The 20557-nt window shown below is 50.4% G+C and carries 22 protein-coding genes; 13 read left to right on the top strand and 9 right to left on the bottom strand.

Annotation, left to right across the window (positions count from 1 at the left end):
- Positions 1 to 6 precede the first annotated feature (6 nt).
- The gene (locus tag GW590_RS22385) at positions 7 to 1494 is read right to left on the bottom strand and encodes a UbiD family decarboxylase (RefSeq protein ID WP_169405298.1); all 1488 of its coding nucleotides are present in this window, start codon (positions 1492 to 1494) and stop codon (positions 7 to 9) included.
- 209 nt (positions 1495 to 1703) lie between these two features.
- Here GW590_RS22385 and GW590_RS22380 point away from each other — a divergent pair, with 209 nt between their 5' ends.
- Together GW590_RS22380 and rhaT are read left to right on the top strand one after the other, a co-directional pair.
- Positions 1704 to 2615 carry a LysR substrate-binding domain-containing protein gene (locus GW590_RS22380; RefSeq protein WP_169405297.1) on the top strand — a complete coding sequence of 304 codons (912 nt, stop codon included), beginning with the start codon at positions 1704 to 1706 and terminating at the stop codon, positions 2613 to 2615.
- Positions 2616 to 2939: 324 nt separating this feature from the next.
- The gene (gene rhaT, locus GW590_RS22375; RefSeq protein ID WP_169405296.1) at positions 2940 to 3974 is read left to right on the top strand and encodes an L-rhamnose/proton symporter RhaT; all 1035 of its coding nucleotides are present in this window, start codon (positions 2940 to 2942) and stop codon (positions 3972 to 3974) included.
- Positions 3975 to 4036: 62 nt separating this feature from the next.
- Here the strand turns inward: rhaT and rhaR are convergent, their stop codons facing one another.
- Together rhaR and rhaS are read right to left on the bottom strand one after the other, a co-directional pair.
- Positions 4037 to 4918 carry an HTH-type transcriptional activator RhaR gene (gene rhaR / locus GW590_RS22370; protein WP_169405295.1) on the bottom strand — a complete coding sequence of 294 codons (882 nt, stop codon included), beginning with the start codon at positions 4916 to 4918 and terminating at the stop codon, positions 4037 to 4039.
- A gap of 80 nt (positions 4919 to 4998) precedes the next feature.
- Entirely contained in the window at positions 4999 to 5826 is an 828-nt protein-coding gene (rhaS, locus tag GW590_RS22365; protein WP_169405294.1) for an HTH-type transcriptional activator RhaS, read from the bottom strand.
- 343 nt (positions 5827 to 6169) lie between these two features.
- On the opposite strand from rhaS, the gene rhaB reads away from it, so the two are divergent.
- The 11 genes from rhaB (at position 6170) to GW590_RS22305 (ending at position 14861) form a co-directional block, all read left to right on the top strand.
- Positions 6170 to 7654 carry a rhamnulokinase gene (gene rhaB, locus GW590_RS22360; protein WP_169405293.1) on the top strand — a complete coding sequence of 495 codons (1485 nt, stop codon included), beginning with the start codon at positions 6170 to 6172 and terminating at the stop codon, positions 7652 to 7654.
- Positions 7651 to 8907, top strand: a complete 1257-nt coding sequence (locus tag GW590_RS22355) for an L-rhamnose isomerase (RefSeq protein WP_169405292.1) — start codon at positions 7651 to 7653, stop codon at positions 8905 to 8907. Before rhaB ends, GW590_RS22355 begins: the two co-directional genes overlap by 4 nt.
- 49 nt (positions 8908 to 8956) lie before the next feature.
- Positions 8957 to 9781, top strand: coding sequence for a rhamnulose-1-phosphate aldolase (gene rhaD, locus GW590_RS22350; protein ID WP_169405291.1), 825 nt, complete (start codon positions 8957 to 8959; stop codon positions 9779 to 9781).
- Between the two features lie 129 nt (positions 9782 to 9910).
- Positions 9911 to 11059: a lactaldehyde reductase gene (gene fucO / locus GW590_RS22345; RefSeq protein WP_169405290.1), complete on the top strand. Its 1149-nt coding sequence runs from the start codon at positions 9911 to 9913 to the stop codon at positions 11057 to 11059.
- Positions 11060 to 11124: 65 nt separating this feature from the next.
- Positions 11125 to 11439: an L-rhamnose mutarotase gene (gene rhaM, locus GW590_RS22340; protein WP_169405289.1), complete on the top strand. Its 315-nt coding sequence runs from the start codon at positions 11125 to 11127 to the stop codon at positions 11437 to 11439.
- A 172-nt stretch (positions 11440 to 11611) separates the two neighbouring features.
- Positions 11612 to 12055 (top strand): GNAT family N-acetyltransferase, encoded by a 444-nt coding sequence (locus tag GW590_RS22335; RefSeq protein ID WP_235956014.1) that lies wholly within the window; start codon positions 11612 to 11614, stop codon positions 12053 to 12055.
- Positions 12056 to 12266: 211 nt separating this feature from the next.
- The gene (locus GW590_RS22330; protein ID WP_169405287.1) at positions 12267 to 12749 is read left to right on the top strand and encodes an Hcp family type VI secretion system effector; all 483 of its coding nucleotides are present in this window, start codon (positions 12267 to 12269) and stop codon (positions 12747 to 12749) included.
- A gap of 2 nt (positions 12750 to 12751) precedes the next feature.
- A complete protein-coding gene (locus GW590_RS22325) occupies positions 12752 to 13117 on the top strand; it encodes a tlde1 domain-containing protein (protein WP_169405286.1) in 366 nt (121 codons plus the stop codon).
- Complete coding sequence (locus tag GW590_RS22320; RefSeq protein ID WP_169405285.1) at positions 13114 to 13542, top strand: Shiga toxin A subunit; 429 nt, start codon at positions 13114 to 13116, stop codon at positions 13540 to 13542. Before GW590_RS22325 ends, GW590_RS22320 begins: the two co-directional genes overlap by 4 nt.
- A gap of 359 nt (positions 13543 to 13901) precedes the next feature.
- Positions 13902 to 14330, top strand: coding sequence for a hypothetical protein (locus GW590_RS22310; protein WP_169405284.1), 429 nt, complete (start codon positions 13902 to 13904; stop codon positions 14328 to 14330).
- A 102-nt stretch (positions 14331 to 14432) separates the two neighbouring features.
- Positions 14433 to 14861, top strand: coding sequence for a hypothetical protein (locus GW590_RS22305; protein WP_169405283.1), 429 nt, complete (start codon positions 14433 to 14435; stop codon positions 14859 to 14861).
- A 54-nt stretch (positions 14862 to 14915) separates the two neighbouring features.
- On the opposite strand, the gene otnC is transcribed toward GW590_RS22305, so the two are convergent.
- The 6 genes from otnC to GW590_RS22275 all read right to left on the bottom strand — a co-directional run bounded on the left by otnC (position 14916) and on the right by GW590_RS22275 (position 20294).
- Positions 14916 to 15554 carry a 3-oxo-tetronate 4-phosphate decarboxylase gene (otnC, locus tag GW590_RS22300; RefSeq protein ID WP_169405282.1) on the bottom strand — a complete coding sequence of 213 codons (639 nt, stop codon included), beginning with the start codon at positions 15552 to 15554 and terminating at the stop codon, positions 14916 to 14918.
- Positions 15555 to 15625: 71 nt separating this feature from the next.
- Positions 15626 to 16396, bottom strand: coding sequence for a DeoR/GlpR family DNA-binding transcription regulator (locus tag GW590_RS22295; RefSeq protein WP_169405281.1), 771 nt, complete (start codon positions 16394 to 16396; stop codon positions 15626 to 15628).
- A 45-nt stretch (positions 16397 to 16441) separates the two neighbouring features.
- Positions 16442 to 17713: a 3-oxo-tetronate kinase gene (gene otnK, locus GW590_RS22290; RefSeq protein ID WP_169405280.1), complete on the bottom strand. Its 1272-nt coding sequence runs from the start codon at positions 17711 to 17713 to the stop codon at positions 16442 to 16444.
- On the bottom strand, positions 17707 to 18384 hold the full coding sequence (locus GW590_RS22285; RefSeq protein WP_169405279.1) for an aspartate/glutamate racemase family protein: 678 nt from the start codon (positions 18382 to 18384) through the stop codon (positions 17707 to 17709). Before GW590_RS22285 ends, otnK begins: the two co-directional genes overlap by 7 nt.
- A gap of 14 nt (positions 18385 to 18398) precedes the next feature.
- Positions 18399 to 19103 carry a substrate-binding domain-containing protein gene (locus tag GW590_RS22280; protein WP_169405278.1) on the bottom strand — a complete coding sequence of 235 codons (705 nt, stop codon included), beginning with the start codon at positions 19101 to 19103 and terminating at the stop codon, positions 18399 to 18401.
- Between the two features lie 276 nt (positions 19104 to 19379).
- Complete coding sequence (locus GW590_RS22275) at positions 19380 to 20294, bottom strand: AEC family transporter (RefSeq protein ID WP_169405277.1); 915 nt, start codon at positions 20292 to 20294, stop codon at positions 19380 to 19382.
- Positions 20295 to 20557: the final 263 nt, after the last annotated feature.

Here is a 20557-nt window from a genome sequence, read left to right as displayed (position 1 = left end):
GTCTCCTTATTTTTTGTTAAAACCCGGGATAAAGCGGTTCACATCCACCTCGAGAAACTCGCTGCGCTGGAAATTCGCTTTCAGGTTGTAAGGTACTGTGCAGTCAAAAATGGTTTTGCAGGCAATACCGTGGTCGCGGATCGACGGGCTAAAGGCCGGATCGGATGAAGGGTCAAGCGGGTGGCAGCGTACACCGGGAATAAAGACGGTGCTGACATCACCCTGATAGCGGGTGGTCATCGCCCAGATCACGTCATTGAGGTCAAAGATATCGACGTCTTCATCCACCAGCATGACGTGTTTAAGCTCGGAGAAAGCGGCAAAAGCCAGCAGTGCGGCCTGGCGTTGACGACCTTCGTCAGCCGGGGTGCGTTTTTTCACCTGTAGCACCGCCAGATATTTACCGGTACCCGGTGTTGGACAGTGCACGCTCTGTACAAAGCCCGGCAGTGCACGTTCAACCATCTGCAAAATACTGGCTTCGGTGGGGATACCCGCCATATTGGTATGCTCATCGCTTGGCCCAATACAGGTTTGCAGGATCGGATGGCGGCGGTGAGTAATGGCTTTGACTTTAATAACTGGAACCTGCGCCTGTGCGCTACCGGTGTAACCAGGGAATTCAGGCATGGCTTTACCGGTATCGGTGTTTTGATCTTCTCGCACGCGATAGTTCGGTAGCAGTTCACCTTCGATCACCACTTCCGCGTTGGCAATAGCGCGAGCATTTACCGTCAGACACTCGGCCAGCTCTACCGCCTGCTTACGCAGACTACCGGCGATAGAGAGTTCGTCAAAACCCAGCGGGGTGGTTGGCGGCTCAAAGCAGGCACCGATTTCAATGGCCGGATCGACACCGATGCTGATGGAAATTGGCAGCGGTTTGCCAGCGGCTTCCGCTTTTTGGCGGAAAGTATCGAGATGGCGGCCCGGCACAAAGTACATGGAAATTTCGTCTTTGCTCTGCACGCACAGACGGTGAATAGTCACGTCATGTTCGCCGGTTTCAGGATCCGCGGCGTAGCACATGCCGAGAGTGAAATAGGGACCGGCATCTTCCGGGGTATTGGTAGGCGCAGGCAGGATCTTCAGGATATCAAAGTCCGCATCGCTGGCCAGATGAACCACTTCCTGACACACCGCTTTTTCGCGAGGAATAACAATAGGTGCGATGGGATCGGCAACGGAATCCTTGAGCATAAACGCCAGGTTTTCCGGGGTGGTACCAAACAGGCGCGCTACACGTTTGCGTGAAGAGAGCAGACCTATCAGCACGCGCATATCGTCATAGCCTTTGACCTTGTTAAAGATCATCGCTGGTCCGATTTGGGTTGGACGTTTAACCGTGCCATGTGCGCCGACGTAGCGGTATACCCCGGCTAACTCGGCAATAGGATTAACGGGTTCATCGGTGTAGATCAGTTCGTCATCGTACTGGCTTAACAGCTCCAGTGCGGAACGGAGATCCGTCACTTTTTTCTGTACTTCAGACATAGCAATGCCCTCTGAGTCAGGTAATCGGCAATTCAGCGGTATGTATAGCCCCGCCGCATTCTGGCAATAACGACCGAAAACTCAGTGCCCGTGCACTGACCTTTCCTGCCGTTGCCCGCACAGTTTCAGAGGAATACTGATAAGAGTCCAATAACAATACCCGGCACTTTGATAAGGTATTACTATTAGGGAAACGTACTGGAGAACCTATGGACTACCGACAATTACAGTCATTTGTGGTGCTGGCAGAAGAGCTGCATTTTGGCAAGGCGGCACTGCGACTGGGTATTGCCCAGCCAGCATTAAGCCTGCAAATCAAAGTGCTTGAACAGGCACTGCAAATCCCGTTGTTTACCCGCGATCGGCGCCATGTTGCACTGACCTTTGAGGGGCAGCAACTGGTGGAGGAAGCGCGTATTGCCATTAATCATTACGATCGATTTCTCGAAAATGCGCGCAGTTTACGGCTGGGATATAAAGGACAGCTAAAGCTCGGCTACGTCGGTTCTTCGATTCTTGATCCGGCCTTAACGCTGTTAATTAATGGTTATCGCAAGCAGAAACCCGATATCGAGATCGTGATAGAAGAACATAATGTTCACGAACAACTTACACTTTTACTAAATTACCAACTGGATGTAGCGCTGGTTCGATCACCGGTGCCGCAATATCCGGAACTTGACTATCTCGATGTGGCTACCCGGCCACTGATTGCCGTGCTGCCGCGCAATCATCCTCTGGGTCAGGAAAAGAAAATCGCACTCTCTGCCCTGTCGTCCTTGCCATTTCTTATCCAGAAAGACCCTCCCGGCGTCGGTCTTGGATGGTCGGCGATGAATGCCTGTCAGCAGGCGGGATTTGTCCCGCAGAAAATCCAGTTTACCCGCGATGTCTCTGTGGCCATCGGTCTGGTATCGATGGGAATGGGGGTGACGCTGGTGCCGGAAACCCAAACCTCCGTGATGATCCCCGATGTGAATTACTGTTTTCTCAGCGAAGCGGCGGCTACCACAACGCTGACCTTAAGCTGGCAGCGGCATGTCAAAAATAAAGCGGTGACTGATTTTATTCGTTATGCCCATGAGCTGACTCATTCGCTGCATGCAAAGGCAAAGAGTTAATCGCGGCGAGGCAAAAATCGCTCCCGACCCCAGGCCTGAAAAAATAAATTATCTTTTTATATCAATGCAATATTGGCATCACTACCCGGGTGATATTGATGCCTTTTAAAGCAATCTGCGAATTTGTGAACTGACTCACCTTCACCTTTCAGTGAATGCCAACTGCCATTTCTTTGTGGCAGTGGCCGGAAGGCCCGCCCGCCAGACACTTCTTAAACTACTGCTCAACCGCTGTCTTGCTTTGCACTTATCCCGGCATAGGCAGCGCCATCACTTATCTCTTCACTGATACCTGTCTCGCTATATAACAAAAGGTCTAGGGTAATGAACAGTTCGATTGTTTTAGGGATCATCTGGCATTTGATAGGCGCGGCCAGCGCAGCGTGCTTCTACGCACCATTTAAGCAAGTCAAAAACTGGTCATGGGAAACCATGTGGTCCCTGGGCGGCTTCTTTTCATGGATCATTTTGCCATGGGCAGTCAGCTATGCGCTGTTACCTGACTTCTGGGCCTATTACGGTTCATTCAGTTTTATGACGCTGCTGCCGGTATTCCTGTTCGGCGCCATGTGGGGGGTCGGTAATATCAACTATGGCCTGACCATGCGCTACCTGGGGATGTCGTTGGGTATCGGCATTGCCATCGGTATTACGCTGATTATCGGCACGCTGATGACACCGATCCTGCAAGGTAAAATCGGTTTGCTTTTTGGTACCCTCGGCGGCCAACTGACGCTGCTTGGCGTAGTTGTCGCCGTGATTGGGGTGGCGATTGTCAGCTACGCCGGTTATCTGAAAGAACAGGCGCTGGGCATTAAAGCCGAAGAGTTTAATCTGCGCAAAGGGCTGATTCTGGCGGTAATGTGCGGCATTTTCTCTGCCGGTATGTCTTTTGCCATGAGCGCTGCCGTACCTATGCATCAGGCGGCGAAAGCGTTGGGTATTGACCCGCTGTATATTGCGCTGCCAAGTTATGTGGTGATTATGGGCGGCGGTGCCATCGTCAATCTGGGATTCTGTTTTATCCGCCTGGCAACCCGCAAAAATATTTCGCTAAAAGCCGATATGTCGGTGGCCAAATCGCTGCTTTTCGCCAATATCATTTTTTCGATTATTGCCGGCATTATGTGGTACCTGCAATTCTTCTTTTATGCCTGGGGACATGCCAGCATTCCTATTGAATATGACTATATGAGCTGGATGCTGCATATGAGTTTCTATGTATTGTGCGGCGGTATTGTCGGTCTGGTATTAAACGAATGGCGCGGCGTGGGCAAAAAACCGGTGCGTATTCTGTGCCTTGGCGCGCTGGTGATTATTCTGGCGGCCAATATCGTCGGGCTGGGTATGGCGCTGTAAATAAAATAGCGCATAACGGCAGGCGGGTTGCTGCCGTTATGCTCATTGCAACGGGAAAGATATCAGGAAAGATTGACCACCGCCGATGGTTGCATAGGCGCTTTACGCAACTGAGTGATAAAACGTTGGCGATAATCACGTGGCGAAACACCGCAGGCACGATTAAACACCACGGAAAAGTAATTGCTGTCGTCAAACCCGCATTCCGCCGCCACATCGCCAATAGTCTTATTGCCATAACGCAACAAACTCATCGCCCGGCAAATCCGCAGTTGGCGCAGGTAATGAGGAACACTCATCCCGGTATGATGTTTAAACAAGGCGCGCAATCCGCGAGAGCCGAGCTGATGCTGCTGGCAAAAACTGTCGAGGTGGAAAGGTTCGGCAATGCTGGCCCGCAGTGCCATCAGCAACAGATCCAGTTGATGGGCATCGGGCAGTGCGCCGCTGTTGGGCTGATGGCGAAAACGCAGCAGTAGCAACGCCAGTTGCATCAGCAGGGCTTCACTTAACTGTACGGAAAGCGGCTCCGACTTCATGCACTCCTTGGCCAGTTCATCCACCTTGTCACGCAACACCGCCATCCCCAGCGTACTTAACCGCCAGTAACGCTGTTCCTGGCTGGCATGTTCCCCCAACAATAGCTGCTCCCAGTCGGCGGTCAGCCTGAAACGCTCACGGCAGTACAGCACGTTATCCAGCACCAGGCCGTTGACCGACTCATAGCTGTGGCGATCTTTGGCGTTGATATAAAACAGATCACCGCAGGTAATGGGATAAGGAATATCGTTCCAGATATGCAGGCCATTGCCGCGCCAGACAATCACCAGTTCATCAAAATCGTGATCGTGGCAGGAAAAGTCTGCCTGAGGATGACGTTCTTCCACCATCACCGAATTGATACCGGTAAGAAAAAAATCATTTTTGGTCAGTTTCAGTGACATAACAGCGATCTCGGTACCCAGGGCAGCAAATAAGCCAAGCGGCGCAGGGGCAGATGACCACTGGCCGCGAACGATGCCGCTTAACCTACTTGATCACGCATAAGTTTTGGCGACACAGAAAATTCCCGACGGAACTGGGTCGAGAAATGGTTACTGTCACTAAATCCGCAGGCATAGGCGATATCCGTAATACTCTGATCGCTCTGGTATAAGCGCCGACGCGCTTCCAGCAAACGTAAACGGTTAAGATAACGCTGTGGCGTCATGCCGGTGTAGTGTTTGATCTGCCGATGCAAGGTACGCAACGCCAGCGAGAAACGTTCTGCAGATTCCGTCCAGTTAACTTCTTCACTGTAATGTGACTGTAGCCATTGCAACAGTTGATTGACCCGGTTTTCGGAGGTATCTCTCAATTGTGGCTGGAAGCGCTGCTGATAGAACAGGATCAACAGTTGTAAAAACAGACTTTCGCGAATAGCGATAGCGCCCATATCCACATTATCGGGCAGCGCAGCCAACTGGGTAACGCACTGCAATACCTGCTGTAGCACCGGCGGACTGAGTTGCCAGTGAATCTGTGTCGGGTAGTGGTGATCCTGCGGCAGAAAGTTGTCGATATCCTGGATAAAGCGAAAGGCTTTGGGCGAACGGAATAACACATTGGTCAGCCGCAGGTTGTCGACATTTTCAAAAAGATGGTGATCGTTGGCACGCACAAAACAGGCGGTGCCCGCGGTCAGAATATAGGGAATATCATTAAAGATATGCACCCCCGACCCGCTTTCCACCAGCATAATCTCATGAAAGTCATGGTAGTGCTCCGGGAATGCCTCTTGCGGCAGGCGTCGTTCGACCGTGACGGTCAACTCTGGCGCGGCAAAATAATCATCCCCTTTTAGTAACGTCATTTCTCGCCTCCGGTTAGGCAACAGTATAGGGCTTTAGAAAAAGCCTACCCCGCATGCTGCGGCCTTACCTTCAAACCGTGGCAGTAAAAACGCTATCGCCGGTCGTTTTTTCAAGATTCAACCGGCTTTAATACGGTTCTGCGGCCAAGGTCACAATCCCCCCCAGCCACTGCTGCAACGTGCGGTTTTCCGCGCAAAAAGCCAGCTTTGCAGCGAACTGTGATCTGCCTCGCATCTACCTTTTTAATGCTGCCATTCCGATAAAACCGGTGGCAGTCACCGGAAGGTGTCTGTCCCCTGCCCCTCCTACACTGGCCAGCATATTCACTAAGGAATGGCCGCTATGACAACTCACTATCTTGCCGCAATTGACCTTGGCGCTTCCAGTGGCCGGGTAATGCTGGCGACGTTTACCCGTTTGCAACCCGACTCGGCGCCCACGCTGACACTGCAGGAAATTCACCGTTTTCCCAATAATCTGACGCGTATTGACGGTCACGAAACCTGGGATCTCGATGCCCTTGAACGGCATATTCGTGAAGGCCTCAATCGTCTGGATGCCTCCGGTATTGCCCTCGATGGCATAGGTATCGATACCTGGGGGGTGGATTACGTGCTGCTGGACGAACAGGGTCAACGCGTGGGATTACCCATTGCCTACCGCGACTGCCGTACCGAAGGGGTGATGGCGCGCATGGAGCAGCAGCTTGGCCGTCAGACTATTTATCAAAAAACCGGTATTCAGTTTATGCCGTTCAATACCTTATATCAGTTGCGGGCGCTGGCCGAGCAACAGCCGGAAGTGGTGAGCAAAGCCGCGCATCTGTTAATGATCGCGGATTATTTCCACTACCGTCTTACCGGCAACATGAACTGGGAATATACCAACGCCAGCACCACGCAGTTGCTAAATATCACCACCGGCGACTGGGATGACGACTTGCTGAAACTGGCTGGGGTGCCTCGCCGCTGGCTGCAAAAACCCACCCAGCCGGGCAATAGCCTCGGCGAGTGGCATAGCCCGCGCGGACGCAAGGTGCCGGTGTTTGCCGTCGCTACCCACGATACCGCCAGCGCGGTGGTTGCCGCTCCCCTTAGCAATACGCACAGTGCCTACCTCAGCTCGGGGACCTGGTCGTTAATGGGCATTGAGAGCCAGAAGTTTTTCAATCATGCCCAGGCGCTGCACGACAATATCACCAATGAAGGCGGCATTAACGGCAGCTATCGGGTGCTGAAAAATATCATGGGACTGTGGCTGTTTCAGCGCGTCTGCCGTGAGTTGAATGTGCAGGATTTACCGATTTTGATCACCCAGGCGAAGGCCATCAAGCCATTCACCTATCTGATTAATCCCAACGAAGACTGCTTTATCAATCCTTGTTCGATGGTCACCGCCATCCGCGAAGCCTGTCGGCAACAGGGTGGTCCGGTACCCGACACCGCCGCCGAATTGGCGCGCTGCATTTTCGACAGTCTGGCCATGCAGTATCGCCAGGTTTCGCTGCAACTGGCGGCGTTACAGGGCAGGCCGCTGGACAATATTCATATTGTCGGCGGCGGCAGTCAGAACCAGTTTCTGAACCAGCTCTGCGCCGATGCCTGTCAGCTTAACGTCAGCGCCGGGCCGGTTGAGGCCTCGACCCTCGGCAATATCGGTTGCCAGTTAATGGCGCTGCATGCCGTTGCCGATGCCGGCGAATTCCGCCGCATTGTGGCCAACAACTTCGAACAACACCACTACGTGCCCCGCACTCACGCGGACTTTTCCACTCACTGGCGCCGTTTTCAGGCGCTGTGTCACACCAATGAGGAACTTGCTGTATGACTTCATCAATCGACAACGCATGGGCGCTTGCTAAAGAACGTTTTGCTCAACTGGGCATTGATGCCGAAGCCGCAATCAAACAACTCGATAGCCTGCCGATCTCCATCCATTGCTGGCAGGGGGATGATGTCGCCGGCTTTGAAAGTTCACAAGGTGGCCTGACCGGCGGTATTCAGGCCACCGGCAACTATCCGGGCAAAGCGCGCAATGCCCGGCAGTTACGCGACGATCTGGAACTGGCTATTTCGCTGATCCCCGGCCCTAATCGTCTAAATTTACATGCTATCTATCTGGAATCTGACCAGCCGGTGGCGCGTAATGAAATCGAACCCAAACACTTTGCCGGCTGGGTCGAATGGGCGCAGAAGAACCATCTTGGTCTGGACTTTAATCCGTCCTGCTTCTCGCATCCGCTCAGTGCCGACGGTTTTACCCTGTCGCACACTAATCCGGAAATCCGTCGCTTCTGGATCGAACACTGCCAGGCCAGCCGCCGCGTTTCTGCCTCTTTTGGCCGCGCGCTGGGTACGCCGTCGGTCATGAATATCTGGATCCCGGACGGCATGAAAGATATCACCGTCGACCGTCTGGCTCCGCGTCAGCGCCTGATGAGTGCTCTTGATGAAGTTATTGCCGAGAAATTCTCCGCAAATGAACATATTGATGCCGTCGAAAGCAAGCTGTTCGGTATTGGTTCAGAAAGTTACACCGTCGGTTCCAACGAATTCTATCTCGGCTATGCCGCCAGCCGTGGGACTGCACTCTGCCTCGATGCCGGGCATTTCCATCCGACCGAAGTCATCTCCGACAAAATCTCCAGCACCATGCTGTATGTGCCACGGCTGCTGCTGCACGTTAGCCGTCCGGTACGCTGGGACAGCGATCACGTGGTGCTGCTCGACGACGAAACTCAGGCTATCGCCAGTGAAATAGTGCGTCACAAGCTGTTTGACCGTGTACATATCGGCCTGGATTTCTTTGATGCCTCCATCAACCGCATCGCCGCCTGGGTCATTGGTACGCGCAATATGAAAAAGGCTTTGCTGAAAGCGCTGTTGGAACCGACGGAGTTACTGAAAAAACTGGAAGTCGAAGGCGATTACACCGCACGTCTGGCCTTGCTGGAAGAACAAAAATCGCTGCCATGGCAGGCGGTGTGGGACAGCTATTGCCAGCGTCACGACGTCCCCGTCGGTGGCCAGTGGCTCGACAACGTGCGCCAGTACGAAACTCAGGTATTGGCCAAACGCTAAGCCTTGCCGATACGCATTCACCCTATTGGTTATTTGCAGGAAAGAATTGATGAAAACTTTATTTAGTTCGTGGTTTGTAGCAGGCATGGTCAAAGCGACCACCGATATGTGGCTGAAAGGCTGGGACGAGCGCAACGGCGGCAACGTCAGCATGCGCCTGACGGCGGAAGAGGTAGCGCCTTATCTGCAGGATTTTTACCCGCAGCCGCGTCAGGTTGAACTCAGCCAGCATGCACCGGCGTTGGCCAATGAATATTTTATTGTTACCGGCTCCGGCAAGTTTTTCCGTAACGTGCAACTGGCACCGTCGGAAGCGCTGGCCATTATCCAGCTCGATGGGCAAGGCACCAGCTACAAAATCCTCTGGGGACTGACCGCCGGTGGCTTGCCGACGTCGGAACTGGCCTCACACCTGCAGTCACATGCCGTGCGCAAACAGGTTAGCCAGGGTAAGGATCGGGTGATTATGCACTGTCACGCCACCAACCTGATTGCCCTGACCTATGTACTGGAACTCGATAGCGCCAAAATCACCCGCGAACTGTGGGAATGCAGCACCGAATGTCTGGTGGTGTTCCCCGAAGGCGTCGGTATTGTGCCGTGGATGGTCCCGGGCACCGACGGTATTGGTGCCGCTACCTCGGATCAAATGCAGCATCACAGTCTGGTGCTGTGGGCCTTCCACGGTATCTTTGGCTGCGGACCAACGCTGGATGATGCTTTTGGACTGATCGATACCGCCGAAAAATCTGCTGAAATTCTGGTTAAAGTCCGTTCTATGGGCGGGAAAAAGCAGACTATCAAGACTGAGGAATTGATTGCTCTTGCCAAACGTTTTGAGGTCACGCCTTTCGCTGCCGCATTGAAAGCCTGATGGGACGTTTACACAGCGACCAATAATCCAGACCCGGGGACTCAGGCAATCCCCGGCGTAATGGACGGCAAGGACGGCGAACGGTGTCTCTGCGGAGACAAATCATTTGATATCAAGAGGGATTTTTCTATGAGTTTTATGCTGGCATTACCCAAAATCAGTCTGCACGGCCAGGGCGCGATCGTCGATATGGTGGCCATGCTGGCAACCCGACAGCCCGGCAAGGCGCTGATTGTCACCGACGGCCAGTTAGTGGAACTGGGCTTGCTTGACGGCTTGTTCTCGGCGCTGAAAAGCGCGGCGCTGCCTTATGCATTATATGGTGGCGTGGTGCCCAACCCCACTTCGGCGGTAGTTGATGAGGGCTTCCGTCTGTATCAGGAAAATCATTGCGATTACCTGATCGCCTTTGGTGGCGGCAGTCCGATTGATACCGCGAAAGGCATCAAAATCCTTACCGCCAATCCCGGCCCGGTAACCCGTTATTCTGGCGTCGGCAAAGTCAGTAAACCGGGAGTGTTCCTGGTGGCGATCAATACCACCGCCGGTACCGCCGCTGAGCTTACCAGCAATGCGGTGATTATCGACAGTCAGCGCAAAGTTAAAGAGGTGATCATTGACAGTAATCTGATCCCTGATATTGCCGTCGACGATCCGGCGATTATGCTTAAGATCCCCGCCGGCGTTACCGCCGCGACCGGGATGGATGCCTTGACGCACGCCATTGAAGCCTATGTTTCTGTCGGCGCGCATCCGTTAACCGATCCTACGGCGTTGGCGGCGATTTCCACCATTACGCAATGGCTGCCGCAGGCGGTGGATCATGGTGATAATCTCGAAGCCCGCGAGAAAATGGCTCAGGGGCAATATCTGGCCGGTATGGCGTTTAATAGCGCCGGTCTTGGGCTGGTACACGCACTGGCACATCAGCCGGGTGCCACGCATAATCTGCCGCATGGCGTCTGTAATGCCATTCTGCTGCCGATTGTCGAAGAGTTTAACCGAGCCTCGGCGCCCCGGCGTTTTGCCGATATCGCTCGCGCCATGGGCGTCGAAACTCAAGGGCTGAACGAAACCGAGGCCAGTATCGCGGCAATTGCTGCCATTCGTAAACTGTCGCTGCGTGTCGGTATTCCTTCCGGCTTTAAAGAACTGGGGATCCGCGAAGCGGATATCGAAGACTGGCTCGACAAGGCGCTGGCTGACCCTTGTGCACCGTGCAATCCGCGCACAGCCAGCCGGGAAGAGGTGCGCCAGTTATATCTGAGCGCCCTGTGATTTAAATCGTTATCAACAACCGGGAGGCCAGGGTTACTGGCCTCTTTGCTTTCAGGAGAATAATCATGATCAGAAAATCCTTCGTTATGCAGGTAAATCCCAATGCTCACGCCGAATATCAGCGTCGCCACTCGCCAATTTGGCCGGAGCTGGCAGAAACCCTGAAAGCCCATGGCGCCCACCATTACAGTATTTTTTTGGATGAAAAACGCCATCTGCTATTTGGTTATGTAGAAATCGAATCGCAGGAACGATGGGATGCCGTGGCCAGCACCGATATTTGCCAGAAGTGGTGGCAACATATGGCCGACGTAATGCCTGCCAATGCTGATAACAGCCCGCTTAGCGACGATCTAAAACCGGTATTTTACCTCGACTGAACCCCACCCGCGCCCCGGCGGGTGCGGATGTTTTACGGATTTCCCCCTCTTGCCCCTGTTAGTTGCCACTGGACTATCGCTGTAATAGTTTTTCAAAATAGCGCCAGCGGTGCATTATTTGGCTATTATCTTGGTTATTACCGTTAGCTTAATATGTTACCAGGAGCCAGCATTGCCTATCCGCCCTTATCAGGAAACTGACCGCCCTTTCTTACGCACCCTCTATTTAGCCGCGCGCAAAACTGCCTGGACCTGGTTAGACAGCAGCAGCTGGCAACTGGAAGATTTTGACCGCGCGGTATTGGGCGAAAAAGTGATCGTGGCCGAGACCGACGGTAAAATTACCGGCTTTGCCTCGATTTTTAGTCAGGAAAATTTTCTGCATAATCTGTTTGTCGCCCCACAGGCGCAGGGTCAGGGAGTCGGCAGCCAGCTTATCGAGGCGGTAGAACAAAGTTTCACCCGCACCGGCGCGCTAAAATGTCTGGTAAAAAATAAAACTGCCGTTGCCTTTTACCAACATCGCGGCTGGGAAATTATCACTACCGGTGATAGCCCAAAGGGTGATTATTATCTTTTGCATTTTCGTGTTAAACGGAAAAATAACAGCAAGTAATTTGCAAGCTGGCAACACCGCAAATATCCTGATGCATTAGCCAACGGGACAATCATTAAGTTCACCGGATATTAGTGCCAGCACTTATTTAAATCAGCAATAATAAAATTAAAAAGTCCATTTCATTTAGCTTTTGTTTATTAAATCCTGCAATCATTAAAAAAAACGCCGTTATAATCCTTGTGTTAAACCGACAACAAGGATGTCATTTATGGCGATACCCGTTTATCTCTGGCTATATAACCATAGCGGTGCACTGATTAAGGGCGATGTGGATATTGAAGGGCGCGAAGGTAGCATTGAAGTACTGGAATTAATGCATACCGTTGAGCAAACCATCGATAATGCCAACGGAAAAATTACCGCCAAGCGGCAACATAGTGGCTATGCCTTTGAAAAAGAGATCGATACCACCTCCCCCTATCTATATCGCGCCCTGACCTCAGGAGAATCATTTAGCAAGGCGGTATTTAAGTTTTATCAAATTAACCACGCCGGTGAAGAACAGGAGTACTTTCGCACCACGCTGGATCAAGTTAAAGTCAGTGATATTGAATCCTTTTTTGCTATCCAAGAGGATAACAATATAAGTCATAACCACCATGAATATATTGACCTGGCCTTTAGCAGTATCACCTGGCACTATCTTGATGGCAATATCACCCATACGGACCAATGGAATAAAAGGACTTAATTATGACCTGGGAATATGATGTAAGAAATGCAAAGTTTTACAAAGATGGTGTATTCCAGTTTGAAGCCAAGTACGCAGGAGCGATCGGTTATTATAATAATCCGGACCAGGAGTGTGTAAAAAACAAAGGACCACTACCACGAGGTAGATACACTATTGGCGCACCTTATAATTCCACCAAAACTGGCCCCTATACATTACCATTGATACCTGATAGCTCAAACAATATGTGTGGCCGCGATGAATTCCGTATACATGGTGATAGTGGTAAACATCCTGGCGCTGCCTCAGAAGGTTGTATAGTTACAGATTTTAACACTCGTAGGGATATATGGAATAGCAATGACAGGGAGCTCCTTGTAAAATGAAAGCATTTGTTACTATTTTACTCTGTGGATTGCCATTTTATAGCTTAGCCGTAGCCAGCAACCCTTGTGCTGTCGCAAGATCATCATTAAACATCGATATGATGAATGCTATGCAAGAAGATCTAGGCATTAGCCAAGATCTTCTTGTAAAAAATAAAACCAAAGTAAAATTAATAGCCAACGAGCCTATCAGCAAAGCTTTTGCGGAGCAATTAGCTAAAAACGAACAATCTAAATATAAGTACCTTTCTTACGATGAATTACTGACCACCTATACTGAAGATGAGCCAAGAAATTTGATTATTAAATATACCTATTTTAATAAAAATGGTAAGGAGAATATTTTTATCGCCTCATCCTTTGTCAATAATAATGAATGTTCCATAGGCTTTAATGGTTATGTCACCGTTAAACGAGAGTTTTAGACTTGCTTTCACCTCAATAGGGGAGGGATCCCCCCTATTGACTACATCAATAATAGTTATTCAAAGCTGTCTAAAATAAAATTTACAATAAAATTACTGGTTTTTCTTCGAACTTTAGCCAGGGAAATTATCGCTACCGGCGATAGCCCAAAGAGGGATTATTATCTTTTTCGCGTTAAACGGGAAAATCACCGTCATACACATTACCATTGCTCAAACAATATGTGTGGCCGCGAAGAATTCCGTATTCATAGTGATAGAGGTAATCACCCTGGTGCTGCCTCTGAAGGTTGCATTATTGCAATCGAATCAAATCGTATAACTATCTGGGACAGCGGCGACAAGGAGCTGATTGTTAAATGAAAAACTTCATAGCAATGTTTCTCATCGGCATTTCATCTAATGCCTTTGGATCTATGGTTAATCCATGCGTAGTTATAGGCTCAACTGTTGACATAAATTTAATACAAGCTATGAAGCAAGATTTTGGTATACATGAAGATGATATTTTAAAGACTAAAACAAAACTTGAGATAATTGATAACCAGCCTGTCACTAAACTATTAGCAGCGCAAATGGCAAAAAAAGTCGTAGACCAATTTAACTATGTCGATTATGACGGGATGCGTAATGCGTTTATGGAATACAATGCCAGAAATCTTATCGTTAAATACACCTATATAAACAAACAGGGAAAGGAGAATATTTTCGTAGGTTCATCAATCGTTGATGATGAAGAATGCTCGGTAAATTTCAATGGCTACATTACCGTTAAACGAGAGTTTTAGACTTGCTTTCACCTCAATAGAGGAGCAATTCCACTCTCCTGGGGATTATCTCAATGATGGTTATTTAAAACCTTTTAAAAATAAAATGGAATTTTTTATAAAATGAAAATCATGATGATTCTATTTCTAACTGGGATTTCTTTTAATAGCCTTGCTGTTAAAAATAGCCCGTGCGCAGTGGTAGGATCAGCTGATATCGATTTAATGCATGCAATGCGTTATGACTGGGGAACCAATGATGATCAAGATATCATCAAAAGTAAAACAAAAATCACTCTTATCGATAATCAGCCTGTTAGTAAACTTTTAGCTGAACAAATGGCTAAAAAGGCTATTGAAAATTTAGATTATGATGATTTTGAAGGTATGAAAAATGCCTTTATGGAGTATAACCCCAGAAACCTGATTGTAAGATATAGTTTTGTAAACAAGGAGGGGAAGGAGAATATATTAATAGGCTCATCAATTGTTAATGATGAGGAATGCTCTGTAACTTTTAATGGTTATATCACCGTTAAACGAGAGTTTTAATCGAGGCTTATAATAACGTGGGAGTACGCACTCCCACGCTATTCCTTGCTTGGGCTACCAACGGGTGCCAAATACGCTGGCCAGCTCATCAAGGTTCTGCTGGGATAAAGGCGCAGGTTTTGTCTGCTGCATCATCCACAATCGTGCAGTCTCTTCCAGCTCTTCGAGGGCAAATCCGGCTTTGGCTACCGAGCTTTCCCAGATCACCGGCCCGAGACGTTCCAACATCACGCCGCGCACCTGGCTGGCTATTGCCGCCACTTGACTGGCCACCTCGGCCGCTCCGGGGCGACAGTAAGCGATCAGTGGGATTTTACCGACCTTCATCACTTGATAAGGGGTGATAGGCGGCAGGATCGCTCCCTCACTCCATACCCCCGCCAGCGTCAATGCCACCAGCGCGGTAGAGTGGGTATGCAGTACGCCACCAACATCAGGATTGTTATCGTAAACCTGGCGATGCAATAACAGTGTCTTGGATGGCTTGAGTCCCGAGATCCATTCACCGCTGGTGCTTACTTTGGCAATAGCTGCCGGGTCAAGTCGCCCCAGGCAGGCATCGGTCGGCGTGATCAACCAACCATCGTCTAGTCTGGCGCTGATATTCCCGGCAGTCCCTACGATATATCCCCGCTGAAACAGGCTGGCGCCGGTTTCGCAGATTTCCTCACGGATCTTATTTTCTGCAGACATGTTTTCTCTCCCAATGCACATGTTTTACCGCACTGCGGGGGTGAAGAGTAAGGTCGCTTATTGACTCAGGGTCATTCGACATTTACTACGTGTAGTTTCACACCTTCATTCTGAATACTGACTTGATCTTCCACCGGCAATAACGAGTCGGTAATGATCTCTTTTATTTCCGCCAAGGGGAAAATATTATATTTGCCATACTTGCCATATTTACTGCTATCGCTAATCAGGATATTGCGACGTGAGACATTGACTACAGCCTGTTTGACAATGGCTTTGCCCTCATAAGGGGTTGATACGCCATGGCGGAGATCCCAGGAACTACTGCTAATAAAGGCAATATCAATATTCAGTGATTTTAAAAAAGAAGCGGCACAAATTCCCACCGTGGAGTAATTGCGTTTATCCACCTCGCCGCCAATATGAAAAAGATTAACCTGCGGCTTATCCATTAAATATTGTGAAATCGAAAAGTCATTGGTGATCACTGTTAAATGAAAACGCTGCGCCAGACAGCGGGCAATTTCAAAAGTGGTGGTACCGGCGTCGAGATAGACCACCAGGCCATCCTCCACGCAGTTGGCAGCATATTTACCCAATAATATTTTTCTACGGTGATGCAATTGCGCCTTATCGTTATAGGCCAGTTCCTGACGCAATGCCTCATTAAGCTTAAGACCGCCACTCACCCGGGTGATCTTGCCTTCTCTTTCCAGCTCTTCGACATCACGACGAATAGTCATATGCGATACGCTCATCAGGCTGGCGAGAATATTGATCGCCGCCACCTGATTTTCATGCACATAGCGAAAGATAAAATCACGACGTTCTGTAGGCAGCATAAGGTTATCTCACCGGTTGATTATCAGCCACAAAATAGCAGACCCTCAGTCTCCACGCAGGGTTTTCACCGCCCTGGCAAAAAAATCCTCGCCGCCAAAGTTGCCAGATTTCAGCGCCAGGGCGATGGGCTGCGCACCTGAGGAAACCAGTACCGGCACACCGGTATCAATCTCCGGACCAATGGTCAACGCCCCGAGATCCAACGCACTGACCACGGCACCTGAAGTTTCGCCACCGCCAACCACGATACGACGAACGCCAGCAGCAACCAGTTTACGAGCAGTGTCGGCAAACAGGTTATCCAGCGCCTGCGACACCTGCATTTGTCCGTACTGTTGCTGAGCGGCCATCACCGCAGCGGTATCTCCCGAGGAGTAAACCAGTGGCGCTTCTCCCCCATGGCCGAGAATAAAGGCTACCAATGTTTCACTGGTCACCCTGGCGGCTAATACATCGTCAACAGCAATCATCAATACCGGATGCTGGCGGGCATGGATAGCTATCTGTTTACGTGTGGTATTGGAACAACTGCCGACCAAAATCGCCTCGGGACCGTCAATATGGGGCACAGCAACCGCCGAACCGGTCGCTTCTCCGCGAGCAATAAAGTTATGCGCCAGCCCCTGAGCAATCGCCGAGCCGCCGGTTAGCAGACGCACCCCGTCGCAGGCGCGGCCAATGGTCACCAGATCCTGGTCATCCAGAGCATCAACCACGGTCAGCCGTTCACCCCGCAGAGCCGATGCCGCCAAGGCATCAATCAGCGATTGCGGTCCGGCAGCAACCTGCTGCCAGGCAATATGGCCAATTTTATTTACCGACTGAACCGCCAACACCCGGCGAATATCAGCATCTTTCATCGGCGTCAGCGGATGATTTTCCATACCCGACTCATTAAGCGGCTGATGGTGAACAAAAAGGTGTCCCTGATACAGAGTGCGGCCCATTGCCGGAAAAGCCGGACAGACCACCACCGCCGACTGCTGCAATAACGCCGCCAGAGCATCTGCCACCGGGCCGATATTGCCTGCGGCAGTAGAGTCAAACGTGGAACAATACTTAAAGACGATCTGCTTACAACCCTGATCGAGCAACCATTGGCAGGCCGCCAGAGAGGTTGCCACCGCCTCGCTGGCGGCGATGGAGCGACTTTTCAGGGCAATCACCCCGGCTTCTATCTCGGCACTGGCCGCCTGTTGTGGCACACCGAGATACTGTGCCGTTTTTAATCCGCCTTCCCCCGGCAGCCCTTTGGCCAGAGTAATGGCAATATCACTTGCACCGGTAAAGTCGTCGGCAATCACCCCTATCAGCATAATTTCGGCTCCCTGCTTGCCTCAAGCAACCTTCTTACGCGTTTTACCGCCGCGTGGGGGGCGGAAAGCACCGGGATAGTGCTAGCCTGAGACACCGCATCCCAGGCGCGAGAGGTGGAGAAATGTGCCAGCATAATGGCATCACAATCCGCCAGTTGCGGCAGATGGTCTACCAGCTGTTGGTTATGTCCGGCAACATCTCCCTGCTTAAGGCAAGTCATCGCCTCTTCCACCAGCACGGTTTTCAGCGTCGCTTCACTGCCAGACTGATCAACAAAATCGCGAAACTCCTGCTCCATCGGTGCCACAGCCGGACCAAAAGTCGCCAGCATACCGATACGTTGGCCGCGGGTGATCGCCTCACGGAACATTGCCTCATTCGGTTTTAATACCGGCACCGGCAGCAAGGCAGCCAGCTTGTCCAGCGCCGGGCCAAAGGCAGAACAAGTGGCCAATATGGCATCGGCCTTCATCTCATAGCCATACTGACCGAGACGCACAAAGCGCTCGATAATCTGCTCATTGAGTTGCTTTGCCCGGGCCAGATCAATCGACAGACCATCATCGAGCAGATTAACAATCTCCGCTTCTGGCCAGAGGGCGTTAAAGGCATCGTGAATGGGCTGCATGGCAACCGGCGTGGCGTGAAATAATACAATTCGGACGGTCATGGCGCCTCCAGATTTCAGCTATTAAACACCGGATCCAGCCCTTTCGCCTGATAAGCGCGACTGGCCTGTGCCGACTGTAAATGTCTGAGAAAATCTCGACATAGTTCAGGTTGGCTGGCTGTTTTAAATAGGGCTGCCGAGAACGCAGTCGTCTTTTGCACGGCTTCCGGCAGACGACCAATGACTTCGATACCGGGCACCACCAAAAGCTCGCTGACCTGTTGCACCGCCAGGCTGGCCTCGCCGGAAATCAGTTTTTCGGCAGTAAAGCCTTCGGGAATAGTACTGGCCCTGGCATTGACCGCCTCGGCAATGCCGAGTTTTTCGATCATGGTATTAAAATAGATACCGCTGGCACCGCCGATAGAATAAGCCACCGAGCGGGCAGCAAGCAGCGTGGCCACCAGCGCCTCGGTGGTGGCGATATCGGGATGAGGCTCACCGGCTTTCACCGCCAGACCAATACGCGATTCCACCAGTTCAATGCGGCTACTGCCATCGACAATCCCGGCAGCAATCAGCTCATCCATCGCCCCAACGGTAACAATGGCAATATCGCTGCGATAGCCGTCACGGATATTATCCATAATCACCGTAGTCGGAGTCCATTTAACCTGCACGGCATGGCCCTGTTGTTGCCAGGCTGGCAAAATTTCCGCATCAAAGGGCGAGCGGACCACTAATGCACTGATAATCTGTATTGCCGTTGAATTATTCATTGCTGATTTATCTCGTGATTTACCAGGCCAGCACCCTGCGTGAGGGTACGCAGGATAAAACCTGTCAGGTGATGGTGAGTATTCACATTGTATTTAACGATAATTCACAAATATAGGCGCAATATCGCATTTTTCGCGCACAAATCACGCGCATTAAACTCACTCAACAAACTGAATTTAAAAGTAAAAACATCAAATAATGCGCCATATGTAATTCACAAAACGCTGTGAATTTTTGTAACCGGTAAAAAAACGTGCCTTAGCAGTAGCTAATGGCTAAAAAACAAAGGCCAATGTCAGCGGTACCGTCACCAGGGCCAGAATGGTGCTGACCATAATGGCAAAGGCGGCTTTTTCCGGATGGACGTCCAACGCAGCCGCCACGGCGGCAATATTTCCGGCCAGGGGATTACTGGCTAGCATTACCAGGACAATTTTCTCGGCATAGTTGAGGTTAAAAAAGTAAGTAAACAGAGAAATAATTACCAGAGTATAAAGCCCTTGTTTCCAGATAATGGAATAGGCGGTAAATTTCCAGTCAGGGATTAATTTTTCGTATCGGGCTAAAGACAGACCAATAACCATCATGCCCAAAATACTGTAACCGCCTGTAAAGCCATTCAATCCGGAAGAGAGAAATTCCGGCAAGTGGAAACCAAAATATTTGACAATAAGTGCCAGAATAGTGGCATGCAGAGTCGGCATTTTGGCTACCATAATCAGGCTTTTCCTGACCGAATAAAGGCTGCGCGCGGTAAGATAAAAGGCCATGGTAAATTCATATATTGTCGAAGCGACCTTGCAAAACACAATAATACCGATGGCAGCAGCCCCACCCTCTTTACCGTGCAACAGACCGATGGCCAAGGGCAACACAAAATAACCGACGTTACCCTGCCCACCGGCGGCGGCAAACAGATTGGCGCGATTATCCTTCCAGATTCGCTGCCCCACCCATAGCGCCAGCACGGCTGCAATGCAGGAGACCACATAGAACAAGACAGAATAGCCGACATAACCAACGTTAGCCGGCGAGTCGAGGATCAAGACAAAGCTGACAATCGGTGAGAAAATGTAGATTAATAAGGTCGAAATATCTTTACTGCTGATTTTGAATTTTTTGCCAACGTACCAGCCGAGCAGCGACACGGCGATAAGAAAGGCTACACGCTGGAATATATCAACAAACATGACGTTCTCCTCATAAACATATAATAGTTTTTAGCGTTAGCATTTATGGGATGCAGACAATATCACCTGATGCCATTTCTGATGGAAATTATTCTTATTTCTTACCAGGCGATTTAGCACACTTAGGCACTTTCACTGGTAATACTTTTTTATTTACGGCTGGTTTCCCTGGTCGGCAGTATTGGCACCCAAACATTAAGTAGCAGCGAAATAAAGTATGATTATTATTGGTGATGGGGATTCACATTGAAATGATGATTATC

The organism is Rouxiella aceris (assembly GCF_012933545.1).
Taxonomy (GTDB): domain Bacteria; phylum Pseudomonadota; class Gammaproteobacteria; order Enterobacterales; family Enterobacteriaceae; genus Rouxiella; species Rouxiella aceris.
Note: the sequence above shows the minus strand (reverse complement) of the source record. Positions and strands in the feature narration are given on the sequence as shown.

What these genes read in the sequence shown, in the direction of transcription:
- rhaT (WP_169405296.1), top strand. Translation starts at nt 2,940, where the DNA reads ATGAACAGTTCGATTGTTTTAGGGATCATCTGGCATTTGATAGGCGCG.
- rhaR (WP_169405295.1), bottom strand. Translation starts at nt 4,918, where the DNA reads ATGTCACTGAAACTGACCAAAAATGATTTTTTTCTTACCGGTATCAAT.
- GW590_RS22385 (WP_169405298.1), bottom strand. Translation starts at nt 1,494, where the DNA reads ATGTCTGAAGTACAGAAAAAAGTGACGGATCTCCGTTCCGCACTGGAG.
- rhaD (WP_169405291.1), top strand. Translation starts at nt 8,957, where the DNA reads ATGAAAACTTTATTTAGTTCGTGGTTTGTAGCAGGCATGGTCAAAGCG.
- GW590_RS22285 (WP_169405279.1), bottom strand. Translation starts at nt 18,384, where the DNA reads ATGACCGTCCGAATTGTATTATTTCACGCCACGCCGGTTGCCATGCAG.
- GW590_RS22305 (WP_169405283.1), top strand. Translation starts at nt 14,433, where the DNA reads ATGAAAATCATGATGATTCTATTTCTAACTGGGATTTCTTTTAATAGC.
- GW590_RS22330 (WP_169405287.1), top strand. Translation starts at nt 12,267, where the DNA reads ATGGCGATACCCGTTTATCTCTGGCTATATAACCATAGCGGTGCACTG.
- otnK (WP_169405280.1), bottom strand. Translation starts at nt 17,713, where the DNA reads ATGCTGATAGGGGTGATTGCCGACGACTTTACCGGTGCAAGTGATATT.
- otnC (WP_169405282.1), bottom strand. Translation starts at nt 15,554, where the DNA reads ATGTCTGCAGAAAATAAGATCCGTGAGGAAATCTGCGAAACCGGCGCC.
- GW590_RS22380 (WP_169405297.1), top strand. Translation starts at nt 1,704, where the DNA reads ATGGACTACCGACAATTACAGTCATTTGTGGTGCTGGCAGAAGAGCTG.
- rhaS (WP_169405294.1), bottom strand. Translation starts at nt 5,826, where the DNA reads ATGACGTTACTAAAAGGGGATGATTATTTTGCCGCGCCAGAGTTGACC.
- GW590_RS22280 (WP_169405278.1), bottom strand. Translation starts at nt 19,103, where the DNA reads ATGAATAATTCAACGGCAATACAGATTATCAGTGCATTAGTGGTCCGC.
- GW590_RS22295 (WP_169405281.1), bottom strand. Translation starts at nt 16,396, where the DNA reads ATGCTGCCTACAGAACGTCGTGATTTTATCTTTCGCTATGTGCATGAA.
- rhaM (WP_169405289.1), top strand. Translation starts at nt 11,125, where the DNA reads ATGATCAGAAAATCCTTCGTTATGCAGGTAAATCCCAATGCTCACGCC.
- GW590_RS22325 (WP_169405286.1), top strand. Translation starts at nt 12,752, where the DNA reads ATGACCTGGGAATATGATGTAAGAAATGCAAAGTTTTACAAAGATGGT.
- GW590_RS22310 (WP_169405284.1), top strand. Translation starts at nt 13,902, where the DNA reads ATGAAAAACTTCATAGCAATGTTTCTCATCGGCATTTCATCTAATGCC.
- GW590_RS22355 (WP_169405292.1), top strand. Translation starts at nt 7,651, where the DNA reads ATGACTTCATCAATCGACAACGCATGGGCGCTTGCTAAAGAACGTTTT.
- GW590_RS22320 (WP_169405285.1), top strand. Translation starts at nt 13,114, where the DNA reads ATGAAAGCATTTGTTACTATTTTACTCTGTGGATTGCCATTTTATAGC.
- GW590_RS22275 (WP_169405277.1), bottom strand. Translation starts at nt 20,294, where the DNA reads ATGTTTGTTGATATATTCCAGCGTGTAGCCTTTCTTATCGCCGTGTCG.
- fucO (WP_169405290.1), top strand. Translation starts at nt 9,911, where the DNA reads ATGAGTTTTATGCTGGCATTACCCAAAATCAGTCTGCACGGCCAGGGC.
- rhaB (WP_169405293.1), top strand. Translation starts at nt 6,170, where the DNA reads ATGACAACTCACTATCTTGCCGCAATTGACCTTGGCGCTTCCAGTGGC.